The sequence below is a fragment of the Enterococcus sp. FZMF genome (assembly GCF_030263915.1).
Classification (GTDB): Bacteria; Bacillota; Bacilli; order Lactobacillales; family Enterococcaceae; genus Enterococcus_D; species Enterococcus_D casseliflavus.
In genome coordinates this window covers 1,671,256-1,686,559 of sequence record NZ_CP127160.1, presented here as the reverse complement: position 1 = coordinate 1,686,559, position 15,304 = coordinate 1,671,256, and the positions used below count along the sequence as shown (strand labels likewise).

Genomic DNA, 15,304 nt, shown 5'->3' with positions numbered 1-15,304 from the left:
TATGCCAAAACGTACAGATATCAAGAAAATCATGGTTATCGGTTCTGGACCGATTATTATAGGACAAGCGGCAGAGTTTGATTATGCCGGTACACAAGCTTGTTTAGCTTTACGAGAAGAAGGCTACGAAGTGGTGTTAGTCAATTCGAATCCCGCAACGATCATGACGGACAAAGAAATTGCTGACAAAGTCTACATTGAACCAATCACATTTGAGTTTGTCTCACGGATTTTACGTAAAGAACAGCCTGATGCAATTTTACCGACATTAGGCGGACAAACGGGCTTGAATATGGCGATGGAATTAGCCAACTCAGGTATTTTGGATGAATTAGGAATTGAGTTGCTAGGAACTAAATTAGCAGCAATCGACCAGGCAGAAGACAGAGATCTATTCAAACAATTAATGGAAGAATTGGATCAACCGATCCCAGAATCAGAAATCGTGTCAACGGTGGAAGCAGCAGTTGAATTTGCAAAAAAAATCGGCTTTCCAATCATTGTTCGTCCAGCATTTACGCTAGGAGGAACGGGCGGCGGCATGTGTAACAATGAAGAAGAACTTCGCCAAATCGCTGAAAACGGCTTGAAGCTCTCGCCAGTGACCCAATGCTTGATTGAACGGAGTATTGCTGGATATAAAGAGATTGAATATGAAGTGATGCGAGATTCTGCTGACAACGCGATCGTCGTTTGTAATATGGAAAACTTCGATCCAGTCGGTATCCACACCGGCGATTCCATCGTCTTTGCGCCGAGCCAAACTTTGTCAGACCATGAATACCAAATGTTACGGGATGCCTCATTAAAAATCATCCGCGCGTTAAAAATCGAAGGTGGCTGTAACGTTCAATTGGCGCTTGATCCTCATAGCTTCAACTACTATGTCATTGAAGTAAATCCACGGGTCTCACGTTCCTCTGCGTTAGCAAGTAAAGCTACAGGGTACCCGATTGCCAAACTGGCAGCGAAAATTGCCGTCGGTTTAACATTGGATGAAATGAAAAATCCAGTCACAGAAACGACGTATGCAGAATTTGAACCCGCTCTTGACTATGTCGTCGCAAAAATTCCTCGCTGGCCGTTTGACAAGTTTGAAACTGGGGAACGTCGATTAGGAACACAAATGAAAGCGACTGGTGAAGTGATGGCGATCGGTCGTAATATTGAAGAGTCATTATTAAAAGCCGTTCGTTCATTGGAGATCGGCACACACCATATCGAAATGAAAGAATTAGAAGCTCTTTCTGACAATGATCTGATGGAAAAAGTCATCAAGGCGCAAGATGATCGCCTATTCTACGTCATGGAAGCCATCCGAAGAGGGTACACCATCGAAGATTTGAACGAAATGACGAAAATCGACTTGTTCTTCTTGGATAAGATGCTTCACATCTTTGAGATCGAACAAGCATTAGCAAACGAACCACATTCCCTTGATGTGTTGAAAAAAGCCAAGCAAAACGGCTTTACGGATAAAAAGATTGCTGAGCTGTGGGAAACCACGGAAGCTGAGATCCGCACGCTGCGTCATGAGCAAAAGATTTTGCCCGTCTACAAAATGGTAGATACATGTGCCGCAGAATTTGAATCAGCAACACCTTATTTCTACAGTACCTATGAGTTTGAGAATGAAAGCAAGCGCAGTGAAAAAGAATCTGTTCTTGTCCTAGGTTCTGGACCGATCCGAATCGGACAAGGGGTGGAGTTCGACTATGCAACAGTGCACTCGGTGAAAGCGATCCAAGCTGCTGGCTATGAAGCGATCATCATGAACAGTAATCCTGAAACGGTTTCGACTGACTTTTCTATCTCCGACAAGCTGTACTTTGAACCATTGACCTTAGAGGATGTCTTACACGTCATCGATTTGGAACAACCCATTGGGGTCATCGTCCAATTTGGCGGGCAAACGGCGATCAACTTAGCAGAGCCTTTAGTAAAAGCTGGGGTCAAAATCTTAGGCACCAGCATTGAAGATCTTGATCGTGCCGAAAATCGTGATCTCTTTGAGCAAGCATTACAAGCGCTAGATATTCCGCAACCACCAGGGGATACAGCGACGAACGAACAAGAAGCGATCGCCATCGCTCAAGAAATCGGCTATCCTGTTTTAGTCCGCCCAAGTTATGTCTTAGGGGGACGTGCGATGGAAATCGTGGAAAACCAAGCCGATTTAGAAGATTATATGCGTCATGCAGTGAAAGCATCACCAGAACATCCTGTTTTGGTCGATCGTTACTTGGTCGGTAAAGAATGTGAAGTCGATGCTATCTGTGACGGCAAAACTGTTTTGATTCCTGGAATCATGGAACATATCGAGCGTGCAGGGGTCCATTCAGGAGATTCAATGGCGGTCTATCCACCGCAAAATCTTTCGGATGAACTAATTGCTACGATCGAAGAATATACCAAACGCTTGGCATTAGGTTTAAATTGTATCGGTATGATGAATATCCAATTTGTCATCCATGAGAACAAAGTGTATGTCATTGAAGTAAATCCTCGTGCTAGCCGAACCGTGCCATTTTTAAGCAAGGTAACAGAGATCCCAATGGCCCAAATTGCCACGAAGGCGATTCTCGGGGAAGAGATCACAGCATTAGGTTATCAAGACGGACTTGCGCCAACACCAAATGAAGTACACATCAAAGCACCTGTCTTCTCCTTTACAAAACTTTTAAAAGTCGATACTTACTTAGGCCCTGAAATGAAATCAACGGGTGAAGTAATGGGATCAGACAAAGATTTGGCAAAAGCACTTTATAAAGCTTTTGAGGCATCAGGCCTGCATATTCCTGAATTTGGAAAAGCACTTTTCACCGTTGCAGACGAAAGCAAAGAAGAGGCAGCAGCACTGGCAGAGCGTTTCGTAGAGGTCGGCTTCACCTTATTGGCTACCAATGGAACCGCCGATTACTTTGAAGAAAAAGGACTACAAGTGACTCGGGTTGCCAAGATTTCCGAACAGCAAGCAGAAGAAACGGTTGTTGATTTGATCCGTAAAGGAACGACCCAAGTAGTAGTCAATACCATGGACAAAGATCGCCAAAATGCAACGGAAGACGGATTTGTCATCCGCCGTGAAGCGGTGGAACATGGTGTACCGACCTTTACTTCTCTTGATACAGCGGATGCGATTCTAAAAGTGATGGAATCCCGCAGTTTTTCAACGAAAGCAATTTAACGCAGATAAAGGAGTTTTTTGATGAAGCAAGAAATCATGACCATCAGCAAACAGCGTCAACTGGCACCGCGGATTTTTGAAATGACATTGACGGGTGAATTAGTCAATGAGATGAGGACCCCAGGGCAATTTCTACACCTGCGGGTTCCTCAAAATGCCTTTCTTCTTCGCCGACCGATCAGTATCAATCATATCGATGCTGAGAAAAAAGAATGCCGAATCATTTATCGGGTCGAAGGAGATGGCACAAGAATTTTTTCAGAAATGACTGTTGGTGATCCAATCGATGTGATGGGGCCGTTAGGAAATGGGTTTCGCTATCATCATTTAAACCAGGGGGACACTGCATTTATCGTAGGTGGCGGTATCGGTGTACCGCCGCTCTATGAATTATCGAAACGCCTGACGCAACAAGGCGTCCACGTCATTCACTTTTTGGGCTTTGCCAGCAAAGACGTCATGTATTATGAAGAGGAATTTCGCGCACTGGGAGATACGAGGATCGCTACCGATGATGGCAGCGCGGGTTTACAAGGAAATGTTGGCAACCTGTTATTAGCTGCAGAGCAAACACCTGCGGCGGTCTTTGCTTGCGGAAATAACGGTCTTTTAAAAACCACCGCCCAGCTTTTCGAAGACCTTCCAGATGTTCAATTATCCATGGAGGCGCGAATGGCTTGCGGGATGGGTGCCTGTTATGCCTGTGTTTGCCATACGAAAGATGATGAACAAGGCACAAAAAGTGTCAAAGTTTGTGACGAAGGGCCTGTATTTCAGGCGAGAAAGGTGGTCATTTAATGTCGATCAATGTCGAGCTACCCGGATTGAGTCTAAAAAATCCGATCATGCCTGCCAGCGGCTGTTTTGGGTTTGGTGCAGAATATGATAAATATTATGACATCAGTCAATTAGGTGCGGTGATGATCAAAGCGACCACACCTGAACCACGTTTCGGCAATCCGACCCCAAGGGTAGCAGAAACGCCTAGCGGTATGTTAAATGCCATCGGGTTGCAAAATCCTGGGTTAGAAGCGGTCATGAATCAAATTTTACCCGACTTGGCCCAAAAACACCCCGATTTGCCAATCATCGCGAATGTTGCCGGTTCGACCGTCGAAGATTATGTTCTTGTGTGTCAGGAAATCAGTCAGGCAGAAAATGTCAAAGCGATCGAATTGAATATCTCTTGCCCGAACGTCAAGCATGGCGGCATCACGTTCGGAACCGATCCAGCGGTTGCTGGTGCATTGACTGAAGCGGTCAAAAAAGTCTCGCAAGTGCCGATCTATGTCAAACTTTCGCCGAATGTGACGGATATCGTCCCAATTGCACAAGCGATCGAAGCAGGCGGCGCCGACGGGTTTACGATGATCAATACACTTTTAGGCATGCGGATCGATCTAAAAACACGGAAACCAATTTTAGCTAACCAAACAGGGGGCTTGTCTGGTCCGTCAATCAAACCAGTGGCGATTCGCCTGATCAAACAAGTGGCGCAAGTTTCTCAATTACCAATTATTGGCATGGGGGGCGTGATGTCAGTGGATGATGTCCTTGAAATGTATCTGGCAGGTGCTAGTGCTGTTGCAGTCGGAACCGCAAACTTTACCGATCCTTACATTTGCCCAAAGTTGATTGAAGAATTGCCTATACGAATGGCAGAATTAGGAATCCCTTCTTTGGAACAGCTGATAAAAGAAGTGAGAGAGGAGCACATGTGATGAGTGAACGGCCAATTATTGCCTTAGATTTTCCTAACAAACAGGCTATTGAAACTTTTTTAGCGCAATTTCCTATAGAGGAAAAGTTGTTTGTGAAAGTGGGAATGGAGATTTTCTACCAAGAAGGACCAGCGATCGTTACTTGGTTAAAAGACTGTGGTCATGATATTTTTTTAGATTTAAAACTACATGATATTCCCAATACAGTAGGACGAGCAATGGAACGCTTAGCTTCTTTAGGTGTGGCTTTGACGAATGTTCATGCAGCCGGTGGGATCGAAATGATGACTGCTGCTAAAAAAGGCCTGCAGCAAGGAACCCCCGCAGGACACAAAGTTCCTGATTTGATTGCAGTTACCCAATTGACCTCCACTAGTGAGGCACAAATGCATCATGATCAGCAGATCATGACGTCACTGCAAGAAAGTGTCATGCATTACGCCACTTGTGCCCAAAAAGCTGGGTTAGACGGTGTTGTTTGCTCCGCTCACGAAGCAAAGCAGATCAAACAAAGGACAACGGATGCCTTCATACGCTTGACGCCTGGTATCCGACCAGCTGGCAGTGAAGTTGGTGATCAAAAACGGATCATGACACCTGCACAAGCTCGTAAAGCAGGGGCTACCATGATCGTTGTGGGACGTCCAATCACCCAATCTAAGGCACCGTATGAAAGTTATCTGCAAATAAAACAAGAATGGAAGGAAGCTAGCCAATGAAAGAACAATCCAATCAAATCGCCAAAGATCTTTTAGACATCGAGGCGATTTTCTTACGACCGAATGAACCATTTACTTGGGCAAGCGGCATTAAAAGCCCTATTTACTGCGACAATCGAATCACTATGAGTTATCCACATGTACGTCGCGCCATTGCGAAAGGCTTAGCTGCAGTCATCAAAACGACTTACCCAGAAGCAGAAGTGATTGCAGGGACCGCAACAGCTGGGATTCCCCATGCTGCATGGGTCGCTGAATTGTTAGATTTGCCAATGGTTTATATTCGCAGCAAAGCAAAAGAACACGGTAAAGGCAATCAAATTGAAGGGCGTATTCAACCAAATCAAAAAATGGTCGTCATTGAAGATTTATTGTCAACAGGTGGCAGTGTCTTAGAAGCTTGTGAAGCAGCCAAAAGAGAAGGAGCCGACGTATTAGGCGTCGCTGCGATCTTTACTTACGAGCTGCCTCAAGTCCAAGAAAATTTTGATCAAGCAGGTTTATCCTATGTGACTTTGACAAACTATACAGCGTTGATCGAGTCGGCTTTAGAAACGGGTGCTATTCAAGAATCTGATGTTGCCCTGTTACAAGAGTGGCGTAAAGATCCTGCTGCTTGGTTGAGTGAATAAGGAATTGAAATAAGAAACGGATATGTGAGGGAATGACCAAGCATATTCGTTTTATTTTTACCTATTTTCTGATAGCATTGGGAGAAAGTTTTTTGATAGGAAGGGCTATACCTTGCTGTCAACTTGAATTAGGAGGCTGTTTTTTTTGAAAAGAAATATGGACGTTCCCTGGAGTTATTCCGGAGACAATGGACCTGAACATTGGCACACTTTGTGCGACTGGTATGCACAAGGTGCCGAATTTCCTTACCAATCCCCAATCGCTTTAGTCCACGATGAGACCGAAGAACCCATCGATCAGGACTTGGCTTTTCACTATAAACGAGAGCGGTTCACGGAAAAAGAATTCAAAAATACGATTCACTTTGTTCCTTATAACAAAGAAAGCTATGTCACATTTAAAGGGATCAACCACTATTTGACGGATATTCATTTTCACATGCCGTCTGAACACATTATCGATGACGAGCAGCAAGAGTTAGAGTTTCACCTCGTTCATATGAATGATGACGGTGAAAACTTGGTGGTGGGTATCTTATTCAAACTGACGGATAAACTCAACTGGATCTGCAATCAGCAAGACGACAGCATCTGGGACTTTGAGAACCACACCCAATGGTTTGATCCGAGCATGTTCTTGCCAGAACGCACCCACCATTTTCATTATGTTGGTTCCTTGACGACCCCACCAACGAAAGGGCCAATCAACTGGTTTGTCTTTGACTGGGTTGGGGAGATGAGCCGTCGCTTCATTTTAGAATTCCGCGAAGAAGTATTAGAAAATAATAATCGCCCATTGCAAGACCGCAAAGATCGGCCTATTTATTTCTATTGATTTATAAAAATGGTTCCTTTTACGTATTTTTTTCGGACTTCTCTTCTGATTATCCTATAAAACCCGACGTAGTGGAAACCTTCTAGCAATACAATAGCTTAAAAACGAACGGAAAAAAAGACGAAAATCCTCGTCTTTTTTTTTATTTTCATAGGCATCGAGCACAAAGACTATGCTAAACTAATCAATAAGCAGGTTTTAAGTATTCGTTTTATTGTGAAATAAAACACAATTGAATCAATTGAAAAAGAGCAGACACGGTAAAGCTTTTTTAGCGAATTATTTTATAGTAAAAGAAAGGAAATTCATATGCATGCATGGGAGGCAATCCAAAAATCAATCGATTATATTGAAGACAATCTTACCGAGCCGTTAGAGATCGAAACGTTGGCGCAAGTTGCATCATTGTCCGTTTTTTATTATCAGCGCTTATTCACTCGTTTGGTTAAAATTTCTGTTAGGGAATATATAAAACTGCGTCGTTTGGCAAGAGGTGCGCTTTTATTGAAAAACCAAAAGAAGCGAGTCATTGATGTCGCTTTTGAAGTCGGCTTTAGCAGTCATGCCGTTTTTTCAAGAACGTTTAAAACGGTCTATAGAATTTCACCCTCGCTTTATCAGAAAAAGCCCATTGGCTTACAAAACTTTGATAAGCCAGATCTTTCATTAGGCTATATTGTGACGGAAGAGGGTATCCCATTGATCAGTGAAGGGGTTGTTTTAGAAATCCAGAAAAAAAGCAATCCGCATCCGCTGGTCTTCTATGGTGTCCTCGGTTACTACCCATTCAACTATGGGAAAATGCTAGGGCAACGAACAGGGATCGACCCGATTGAAGAAATTTGGCATGAATTTCTTCAAAAGATTGCCAATCAACCGGGAAATGCCAACTACCAGATCGGTGTTTCGTTTCCAGGAGATGCACCAGAAGGCTATTCGAGTTACTTTGTTGGCCAAGTAGGTGATGCCTCACAGGGATCGACCTTCAGTGAATGGACGCTACCAGCTCGGGATTACGTTGTTTGCAGTTTTGATACGATTTCAGAGCAACTGATCATCAATATGGGGAAGGCGATGCGCTATACCCGTTTCTGGTTAAAGAAGAATGGGTGGGTTGCTGAGGATTTTTTCCCTGAGCTTTATCAAAAAAAAGAAAATCATGTCGTTCATGTTGAATTATGGATTCCTTTTAAAAAAAGAAGTGAGATGTAAGGAGGAACAGTACAATGACTCAATTTGAAGAAGGAGTAAAACTACTTGAAGAAAAATTCGGACATTTTAAAGACAATGTGATCGCTCTTGCGACGACTGCTTGTAACGAGAATGACAAGGGAGGAACACAGCCAGTCGTCCGAGAAGTAGATGCTTTTTATGAAGACGGTGTTTTTTACGTGTCAACTCATGAGCAATCAAACAAAATGAAGCAAATCAGTAAAAATTCAGCAGTTGCGATTGCTGTCAGTGGTGAGTGGTTTACTGCGATCGGTCAAGGGGAGAATTTAGGGTGGGTGCTAGACCCTAAAAATGCAGAATTAAGAAGCAAAATTCGCAAAGCCTTTGTCTGGTACGACGAAGTTAACAATGAGGATGATAAAGGCTGTTGTTTTCTAGCGATCCGTTTGACCAAAGGAACGTTAAATATCAATCACTGGGAAAAGCTGTATCATTTTGATTTCGAGAAGAAAGTCACTATGAAGGATGGCGGGATATAGTAGCCAGCAAAACCTATTAGCCGCAGGTGCTGTTCAATTGCCATTCTAGCGGATCTAGCAGATATGTTGATGGCTGAATTCTGAGAAGGTTTGCCTTTTGTGGTACAAGCTAAGCAAAATTGTTGCTGAAAGAGCAGTAGAGAAAACGAAAAGCATAAAAAACCGATCACAAGCGCGTGCCTCTTCGCACCGCTTATGATCGGTTTTTTGATTGATTACTTTATGATTTTTTGATCCGAATAAACTTAGAAACAGCTAGGACTGTTTTAATCTCAAAATTCCCTCATCAGGTGTCACAAAAAGTGTTTTTTGATTCTCATAAATGACGAATCCAGGCTTGGCACCATTCGGTTTCCGAATATGTTTGACTTGCACGTAGTCCACTGGTACTTGGGCAGATTGACGATATTTTGAGAAATATGCGGCAAGCTCTGCAGCTTCCATTAAGGTTGTCTCACTAGGATCATCCGAACGAATGATGACATGAGAGCCAGGAATATTTTTGGTATGCAGCCAGATATCACTCTTACGAGCTGTTTTTAAGGTCAGTTGGTCATTTTGTAAATTGTTTTTTCCGACGAAAATTTCAGTTCCGTCTGAAGAAAGAAATCGTTCTGGTTGCGAAGGAGCAGCTTTTTTACGCTGTTTCGCCCGATTTTTGACATAGCCTTGTGCGATCAGTTCTTCCCGAATAACCGCCAGATCCATGGGAGAGGCGATTTCTAATTGGGCTAACACGGATTCGAGATACGCGATTTCTTCTTTCGTTTCGGCAATCTGCTGATGGATCAGTTTGACTGCATTTTTTAATTTCTGGTAACGTTGAAAATATTTCTGAGCATTTTGATTTGGAGAAAGAGCAGGATCGAGTTTGATCGTCAAAAGCCGATTCTCATCATAGTAATTTTCCAAATCAACTGAAGCAGCACCACGAGGGACTTGATTCATAAAGGTCGTCAAAAGCTCACCTTTTTGACGGAATTCTTCGGCGTTTTCTGAATCGATCAACGTTTGTTGGCGTTTCTTTAACTTCAATTGGTTCCGTTTCAGTTCATTCTCAATTTTTTTCAGTAATTCGCCACCTTGTTGTTTGACCCGATCTCTTTCCGCCTTATCGTGATAAAACGCATCTAAAAGCTCACTCAGACTCTGATAATGGGTGACAGTGGTGGTCGCATCCATCAATGATGGATAGGGAATGGGTGTAAAATATTCCTTTTTCTCTGACTGGAGATAACTTGGTGCTAGCTCCTGGGTAAGCTCTGTAAAAAAAGCTTCCCACTGACGCAGTTTTTCATTGGGATTGGCATTGATTCGAGCGATTAATTCTTCTGCTGTATCGCGGCCTAAGCCTTGGAATCGTTGTTGAAGTTCTTTTGCCGTCAATGGATCAAGAGTAGATAATTCTTCAAAAATCTTGGTGCGAGAGGCTGTGAAAGGATTAAGCGTCGATTGCTTTGGTGGTGCAACATAGACAGCACCTGGCAATAAGGTACGATACGTATTTTGTGAATGACCAATGTGTTTGATCGTATCGACGATTTTTCCGCTCGTCTTATTCATTAATAAAATCGTACTGTGACGGCCCATTAGTTCGACGATCAAGACGAGGGCTTGCAAATCACCTAATTCATCTCGTCGCGTGAAATGAAAATGGATCACACGGTCATTGTCGATTTGTTCGATTGATTCTAAGATCGCCCCTTCTAAATATTTCCGTAGCATCATCAAGAAATTCGGTGGGGTTTCTGGATTGCTATAGGCGATCGTTGTGCATTGTACACGAGCATAGGTGGGGTGTGCGGATAGCAAAAGTTTGTGATTTTTCCCTTGGGAACGAATCACAAATACGACCTCATTTTCATAAGGTTGATGAATTTTGTTTACACGTCCACTGGTTAATTGATTTTGTAATTCTTTGACCATTAAATGGGTAAAGACACCATCAAAAGACATATTGTTTCCCTCTTTTCTTTTAAGGATAGTTTGACTGAGGGATTGATCCTTCCAATGTCAAATATTCCTATCTATTATACCGAAGAATCCAAAGAAAAGCCATGGCAGCTAGCTTTCCTTTTTCTTGGTAGGTTGGTGATCGGTGGTTTGCAGTGCACGCTCGATTTCCTTGTTCAAGAAATAAGAGATGACTGTTCGAATAATAACGACGGCAGCTAGACGCACGATGTCTTCGAAAGTAGGATGGATGATCGTCTCGATAATATCTGCTGCAATCAAGATCTCTAGACCTAATAAAACATAACTCCCTAAATAATTGCGGATAAAATTATTCTCTCTGGCTGCCACCAATCGATCCTTTTCTGTTAATTCGTAGCGCACAAAATCAATGCCTGCGATCAATACACCCCAAACGATGACAAAAATGGAGAGAAAGTTCAAACAGACAACGATGAAATCGAAGATTGGATTGGCTCCAGTCATCAATGAATCAGCTAGATTATGCATAATGACTCCTTTACCGTTTTCTTTTATCTTACCGAATTATCGAAGAAATGTGAAGTTTCTTGACGTTCTAGGAGGGAATTGATAGTATGAATTAATAGTAGGATTTTTAAAAAAGGTGGGCAAATTATGGAACAAGTTAGGAACTTTGTTCATTACACGAAAGAAAAAATAGTTGAAAGCTGGCAAGCTTTTTTAGATGATCTTTATCGCGATCAGAAAAAAACGATTTTCACGCTGATCGGGGGAATTCTTTTCGCACTGGTCTTCGCAGGTTTGATCGTCTTTTCTCAAAATCGTATCAATGCTTCTTTAGTGGATCGGATCGCTTTTGACAAGCTGCCGTCAAAAAAAGTACAGCCATTGCCTTATCTGACTGCAGACAAGACGATTCGTGAAACACGAGCGATTTCGGTGATGTTTAGTAAGCCCAACGGACCTCAACTCGATCAAGTATTTGATCTGATCCAAGCGCAAGAAGATGAGCTGAATCGGACATTTTTTTATTATCCAATCGTCTATGATGCGGCTTTTTTCTCCAATGAATACAGCGTTGATCCTGATAAAGTGACGTTTGTTTTTTATGAAGAAGGGGTTGAGAAAAATCGCTTTACCTTTGATTCATTTGAGCAGCCAACGACGGAATTCATCCCGGAATTGAATCGTTTACCGATGTGGACGATTCGTTCTTCTGCCAATGATCGATAAAAAAATCTGACAATTTGACAGAAAATTGTTGACGTTTTTTTATCAATAAGCTAAACTGAATTCAATCAAGAAAGAAAACAAGTTGAGAAGGAGGAACAATCATGAAACTATTTATTCCATTGCAAGTGAAATCATGGCAAAACTGGCGTAGATAGTTGTATTGATGGGACCTCATTCCATAGATACAACTTTTTAGAGAACCTTCTAAAGTGCTGTATCTATGCTGGTAGTTGAATTTATCGCCGCATAGGACAAGCTTCTATGCGGCTTTTGCTTACTTGCAATTGCCGTCACATAGGCAGTTGCTTTTTTTGTTCTCAAAAACCATAAAATGAAAAACACGAAAAATGTAAGCAGAAAAAGGAGAATGAAAAATGAAAAACAAGGGATTAATTGCATCGGTTGCCGTTATTTTATTATTTTTAGGAGCGACATTTGTCTATCAGTTAGGAATGAGAAGTGGGACCAATCAAGCTAGTGAGACTTCGGAACCAGTAGAAAAAGCTGAAAAAACAGTCGGGATCCTACAATTTGTCAGTCATGAAGCACTGGATGCGATCACCGAGGGGATCAAAGAAGGCCTTAAAGAATCAGGCTATACCGAAGGGGACAACTTGACGATCGAATTCCAGAACGGTCAAGCGGATCAAAGCAAATTGGCAACGATGAGCCAGCAGCTGCTAAATAAAGATGCCGACGTTTTGGTTGGGGTAGCAACACCCGCAGCACAAGCGTTGGCGAATGTCACTCAGGATGTACCGATCGTTTTAGGAGCGGTCACTGATCCAGTTGGGGCAAATCTCGTGGCAGATATGGATCAACCCGGCGGCAATATCACTGGTGTTTCCGATAAAGCACCAGTTGCTGCACAAATCAAACTAGCAAAAGATTTGCTGCCAGAGGCAAAAACAGTCGGTATTTTGTATTCTTCGACCGAAGACAATTCGAAATACCAAGTGGCAGAAGCAGAAGCTGCTGCCGAAGAAAATGGCTTGACCAGCAAATCGTATGCCGTTCCTTCAAGTAATGAAATTGCGCAAATGGTGCAAGTGATGGCACGGGAAGTCGATTTTATCTATATTCCGTTAGACAATACGATCGCAAATGCTATGCAGACCGTAGTTCAAGAAGCCAATAAATCAAAAACACCAATCATTACTTCCGTAGACACGATGGTGGAACAAGGCGGTTTGGCAACGGTCGGACAAGATCAATTTACGATAGGCGTGGAAACTGGGAAGATGGTGGCAGCAATTCTTGATGGGACAGCAGAACCTGCGACAACACCGATCTATACATTCAGCGATGGCGAAACGATCATCAATGAAACTCAGGCGCAGTTATTGGGCATCACTATCCCAGAAAACCTCAAAGACGAGGCGAAACTGATTACAACGACGCCAGAAAGCGAAGCAAGTGACGAGTAACAACCAAGAACAGCGACCACCTGCGATCATCGAGAGGGTCTTGAAAGAGAAAACTTGTAAGAATATGGAGGAAGAATGATGATTGTTTCAGCAATAGGGCAAGGATTACTTTGGGGAATCCTGGGATTAGGGATTTTTATGACCTATCGAATTTTGAATTTCCCGGATATGACGACGGAAGGGTCCTTTCCGTTAGGCGGTGCTGTCTGTGTGACAGCGATCACCCATGGGGTGTCGCCCGTCTTAGCGACTTGTTTAGGAGTATTGGCTGGGATGTGTGCGGGCTGTGTGACAGGACTTCTTTATACAAAAGGCAAAATTCCCGTGATTTTAGCTGGAATCTTGGTGATGTCTTCATTGAACTCGGTCATGCTGTTTGTGATGCGCTCACCCAACCTCTCTTTATTAAATCAACCGAAAATTCAAGATTTTTTTACTAGAATGAATTTACCGAATTATTATGATACGGTGATCATTGGATTGATCATGGTCTTGTTGATCGGAGGCGTCTTGGTTTACTTTTTCCATACGAATTTGGGTCAAGCTTACATCGCTACAGGTGATAATGAGCATATGGCAAAATCGATGGGGATCAATACCGATCGAATGAAAATCATTGGATTGATCGTCTCCAATGGCGTGATCGCACTCTCAGGCGCATTGATTGCGCAAAATGACGGCTATGCCGACATAAGCAAAGGTATCGGTGTGATCGTTATCGGACTGGCGTCAATCATCATTGGTGAAGTGTTGTATGGGGAACTGACCTTGCTGGAACGTTTGATCGCTATTGTGATTGGCAGCATTATTTACCAATTATTGATCCTATTTGTGATCAAAGCTGGATTTGATACGACCTACTTGAAGATCTTCTCTGCAATCGTTTTGACGATCTGCTTGTTGATCCCTCAATTTAAACAAGCCTTGCATCTACGCACTGGTTTTGAAACGGAGGACGAATAATGTTAGCCTTAAAAAAAGCCTTTAAAGTTGTCGGCAACGGACCAAATGAGAAAAAAGTACTCTTGAATAAAATCGATCTTTCTTTAAAGCCAGGAGAATTTGTCACAGTCGTTGGAGGAAACGGTGCCGGCAAAAGCACGTTATTCAACTGCATCTCAGGCACCATGCCCTTGACGAGTGGGCAAGTGATGATCGATGATCAAAATGTGACTACACTTTCGGAAGAAAAACGCGCACGCTTTTTGGCGCGGGTTTTCCAAGATCCGAAAATGGGCACTGCTCCCCGTATGACAGTGGCAGAAAATCTGCTGTTAGCCCAAAAAAGAGGGCAAAAACGGTCACTTGGTCTTCGACAACTCCAAGGACAAAGGGAAATGTTCTTTGCGCTTTGTAAAGAAATCGGCAACGGGTTGGAAAATCATTTGGATACGCCAACGGGCAGTTTATCTGGTGGTCAACGACAGGCACTAAGTTTATTGATGGCAACGATTCAAACACCAAAACTGTTGTTGCTAGATGAACATACGGCTGCTTTAGATCCAAAGACTTCCAAACAGCTGATGCAAATCACTGCAAAACGCGTGGAAGAACAAAACCTGACCTGTCTAATGATCACCCATCGGATGGAAGATGCATTAAAATACGGGGACCGCTTGATCCTGCTCAGAAAAGGGGAGATCGTCAAAGATCTTTCAGCAGAGGAAAAAGCGCAATTAAGTTTACCAGAACTATTACTGTTCTTTGAGGATGACTTATAAACCCTTGATAGAACAGTGTTTTCAAAAAAAACAATCAAATAAATGAAAAAAATAAGAAAAAATCATTGACATCTTTCAAAGTTAAACCTATACTTAGGTCAATCTTACATCAGTTTGGAGCGAACGACTATGCAAAAATTATTGCTAACGAACCCCACACAACTGAATAAATATTACTTTAG

Annotated in this window: 14 protein-coding genes; 12 read left to right on the top strand and 2 right to left on the bottom strand. The window is 42.7% G+C overall.

The annotated features are described in order from the left end of the window. The first annotated feature begins 1 nt into the window (after position 1). The 8 genes from carB (at position 2) to QN079_RS08160 (ending at position 8,806) form a co-directional block, all read left to right on the top strand. Positions 2-3,187: a carbamoyl-phosphate synthase large subunit gene (gene carB / locus QN079_RS08195; protein ID WP_289230707.1), complete on the top strand. Its 3,186-nt coding sequence runs from the start codon at positions 2-4 to the stop codon at positions 3,185-3,187. A 21-nt stretch (positions 3,188-3,208) separates the two neighbouring features. Further along, positions 3,209-3,985 (top strand): dihydroorotate dehydrogenase electron transfer subunit, encoded by a 777-nt coding sequence (locus QN079_RS08190; RefSeq protein ID WP_005226114.1) that lies wholly within the window; start codon positions 3,209-3,211, stop codon positions 3,983-3,985. Further along, the gene (locus QN079_RS08185; protein WP_005226113.1) at positions 3,985-4,908 is read left to right on the top strand and encodes a dihydroorotate dehydrogenase; all 924 of its coding nucleotides are present in this window, start codon (positions 3,985-3,987) and stop codon (positions 4,906-4,908) included. The genes QN079_RS08190 and QN079_RS08185 overlap by 1 nt, the downstream gene beginning before the upstream one ends. Further along, positions 4,908-5,627, top strand: coding sequence for an orotidine-5'-phosphate decarboxylase (pyrF, locus tag QN079_RS08180; protein ID WP_005226112.1), 720 nt, complete (start codon positions 4,908-4,910; stop codon positions 5,625-5,627). The genes QN079_RS08185 and pyrF overlap by 1 nt, the downstream gene beginning before the upstream one ends. Next, entirely contained in the window at positions 5,624-6,259 is a 636-nt protein-coding gene (gene pyrE / locus QN079_RS08175; RefSeq protein WP_005226111.1) for an orotate phosphoribosyltransferase, read from the top strand. The genes pyrF and pyrE overlap by 4 nt, the downstream gene beginning before the upstream one ends. 157 nt (positions 6,260-6,416) lie before the next feature. After that, positions 6,417-7,094 (top strand): carbonic anhydrase family protein, encoded by a 678-nt coding sequence (locus QN079_RS08170; RefSeq protein WP_289230732.1) that lies wholly within the window; start codon positions 6,417-6,419, stop codon positions 7,092-7,094. 309 nt (positions 7,095-7,403) lie between these two features. Then, positions 7,404-8,306, top strand: coding sequence for an AraC family transcriptional regulator (locus tag QN079_RS08165; protein ID WP_289230706.1), 903 nt, complete (start codon positions 7,404-7,406; stop codon positions 8,304-8,306). A gap of 14 nt (positions 8,307-8,320) precedes the next feature. Then, a complete protein-coding gene (locus QN079_RS08160) occupies positions 8,321-8,806 on the top strand; it encodes a pyridoxamine 5'-phosphate oxidase family protein (RefSeq protein WP_289230705.1) in 486 nt (161 codons plus the stop codon). Between the two features lie 255 nt (positions 8,807-9,061). Here QN079_RS08160 and efbA read toward each other — a convergent pair whose 3' ends face one another. Further along, the gene (efbA, locus tag QN079_RS08155) at positions 9,062-10,762 is read right to left on the bottom strand and encodes a fibronectin-binding protein EfbA (RefSeq protein ID WP_289230704.1); all 1,701 of its coding nucleotides are present in this window, start codon (positions 10,760-10,762) and stop codon (positions 9,062-9,064) included. Between the two features lie 108 nt (positions 10,763-10,870). Next, entirely contained in the window at positions 10,871-11,269 is a 399-nt protein-coding gene (locus tag QN079_RS08150; protein WP_016609320.1) for a DUF1622 domain-containing protein, read from the bottom strand. A 126-nt stretch (positions 11,270-11,395) separates the two neighbouring features. Between QN079_RS08150 and QN079_RS08145 the strand changes: the two genes are divergently transcribed. The 4 genes from QN079_RS08145 to QN079_RS08130 all read left to right on the top strand — a co-directional run bounded on the left by QN079_RS08145 (position 11,396) and on the right by QN079_RS08130 (position 15,122). Beyond that, positions 11,396-11,974, top strand: coding sequence for a hypothetical protein (locus QN079_RS08145; protein ID WP_289230703.1), 579 nt, complete (start codon positions 11,396-11,398; stop codon positions 11,972-11,974). A gap of 374 nt (positions 11,975-12,348) precedes the next feature. Continuing rightward, complete coding sequence (trpX, locus tag QN079_RS08140) at positions 12,349-13,401, top strand: tryptophan ABC transporter substrate-binding protein (protein ID WP_010748363.1); 1,053 nt, start codon at positions 12,349-12,351, stop codon at positions 13,399-13,401. Between the two features lie 78 nt (positions 13,402-13,479). Continuing rightward, positions 13,480-14,364, top strand: coding sequence for an ABC transporter permease (locus tag QN079_RS08135; RefSeq protein WP_010748362.1), 885 nt, complete (start codon positions 13,480-13,482; stop codon positions 14,362-14,364). Continuing rightward, positions 14,364-15,122, top strand: coding sequence for an ABC transporter ATP-binding protein (locus QN079_RS08130; protein ID WP_005226102.1), 759 nt, complete (start codon positions 14,364-14,366; stop codon positions 15,120-15,122). Before QN079_RS08135 ends, QN079_RS08130 begins: the two co-directional genes overlap by 1 nt. Positions 15,123-15,304 lie beyond the last annotated feature (182 nt).

What these genes read in the sequence shown, in the direction of transcription:
- carB (WP_289230707.1), top strand. Translation starts at nt 2, where the DNA reads ATGCCAAAACGTACAGATATCAAGAAAATCATGGTTATCGGTTCTGGA.
- QN079_RS08190 (WP_005226114.1), top strand. Translation starts at nt 3,209, where the DNA reads ATGAAGCAAGAAATCATGACCATCAGCAAACAGCGTCAACTGGCACCG.
- QN079_RS08185 (WP_005226113.1), top strand. Translation starts at nt 3,985, where the DNA reads ATGTCGATCAATGTCGAGCTACCCGGATTGAGTCTAAAAAATCCGATC.
- pyrF (WP_005226112.1), top strand. Translation starts at nt 4,908, where the DNA reads ATGAGTGAACGGCCAATTATTGCCTTAGATTTTCCTAACAAACAGGCT.
- pyrE (WP_005226111.1), top strand. Translation starts at nt 5,624, where the DNA reads ATGAAAGAACAATCCAATCAAATCGCCAAAGATCTTTTAGACATCGAG.
- QN079_RS08170 (WP_289230732.1), top strand. Translation starts at nt 6,417, where the DNA reads ATGGACGTTCCCTGGAGTTATTCCGGAGACAATGGACCTGAACATTGG.
- QN079_RS08165 (WP_289230706.1), top strand. Translation starts at nt 7,404, where the DNA reads ATGCATGCATGGGAGGCAATCCAAAAATCAATCGATTATATTGAAGAC.
- QN079_RS08160 (WP_289230705.1), top strand. Translation starts at nt 8,321, where the DNA reads ATGACTCAATTTGAAGAAGGAGTAAAACTACTTGAAGAAAAATTCGGA.
- efbA (WP_289230704.1), bottom strand. Translation starts at nt 10,762, where the DNA reads ATGTCTTTTGATGGTGTCTTTACCCATTTAATGGTCAAAGAATTACAA.
- QN079_RS08150 (WP_016609320.1), bottom strand. Translation starts at nt 11,269, where the DNA reads ATGCATAATCTAGCTGATTCATTGATGACTGGAGCCAATCCAATCTTC.
- QN079_RS08145 (WP_289230703.1), top strand. Translation starts at nt 11,396, where the DNA reads ATGGAACAAGTTAGGAACTTTGTTCATTACACGAAAGAAAAAATAGTT.
- trpX (WP_010748363.1), top strand. Translation starts at nt 12,349, where the DNA reads ATGAAAAACAAGGGATTAATTGCATCGGTTGCCGTTATTTTATTATTT.
- QN079_RS08135 (WP_010748362.1), top strand. Translation starts at nt 13,480, where the DNA reads ATGATTGTTTCAGCAATAGGGCAAGGATTACTTTGGGGAATCCTGGGA.
- QN079_RS08130 (WP_005226102.1), top strand. Translation starts at nt 14,364, where the DNA reads ATGTTAGCCTTAAAAAAAGCCTTTAAAGTTGTCGGCAACGGACCAAAT.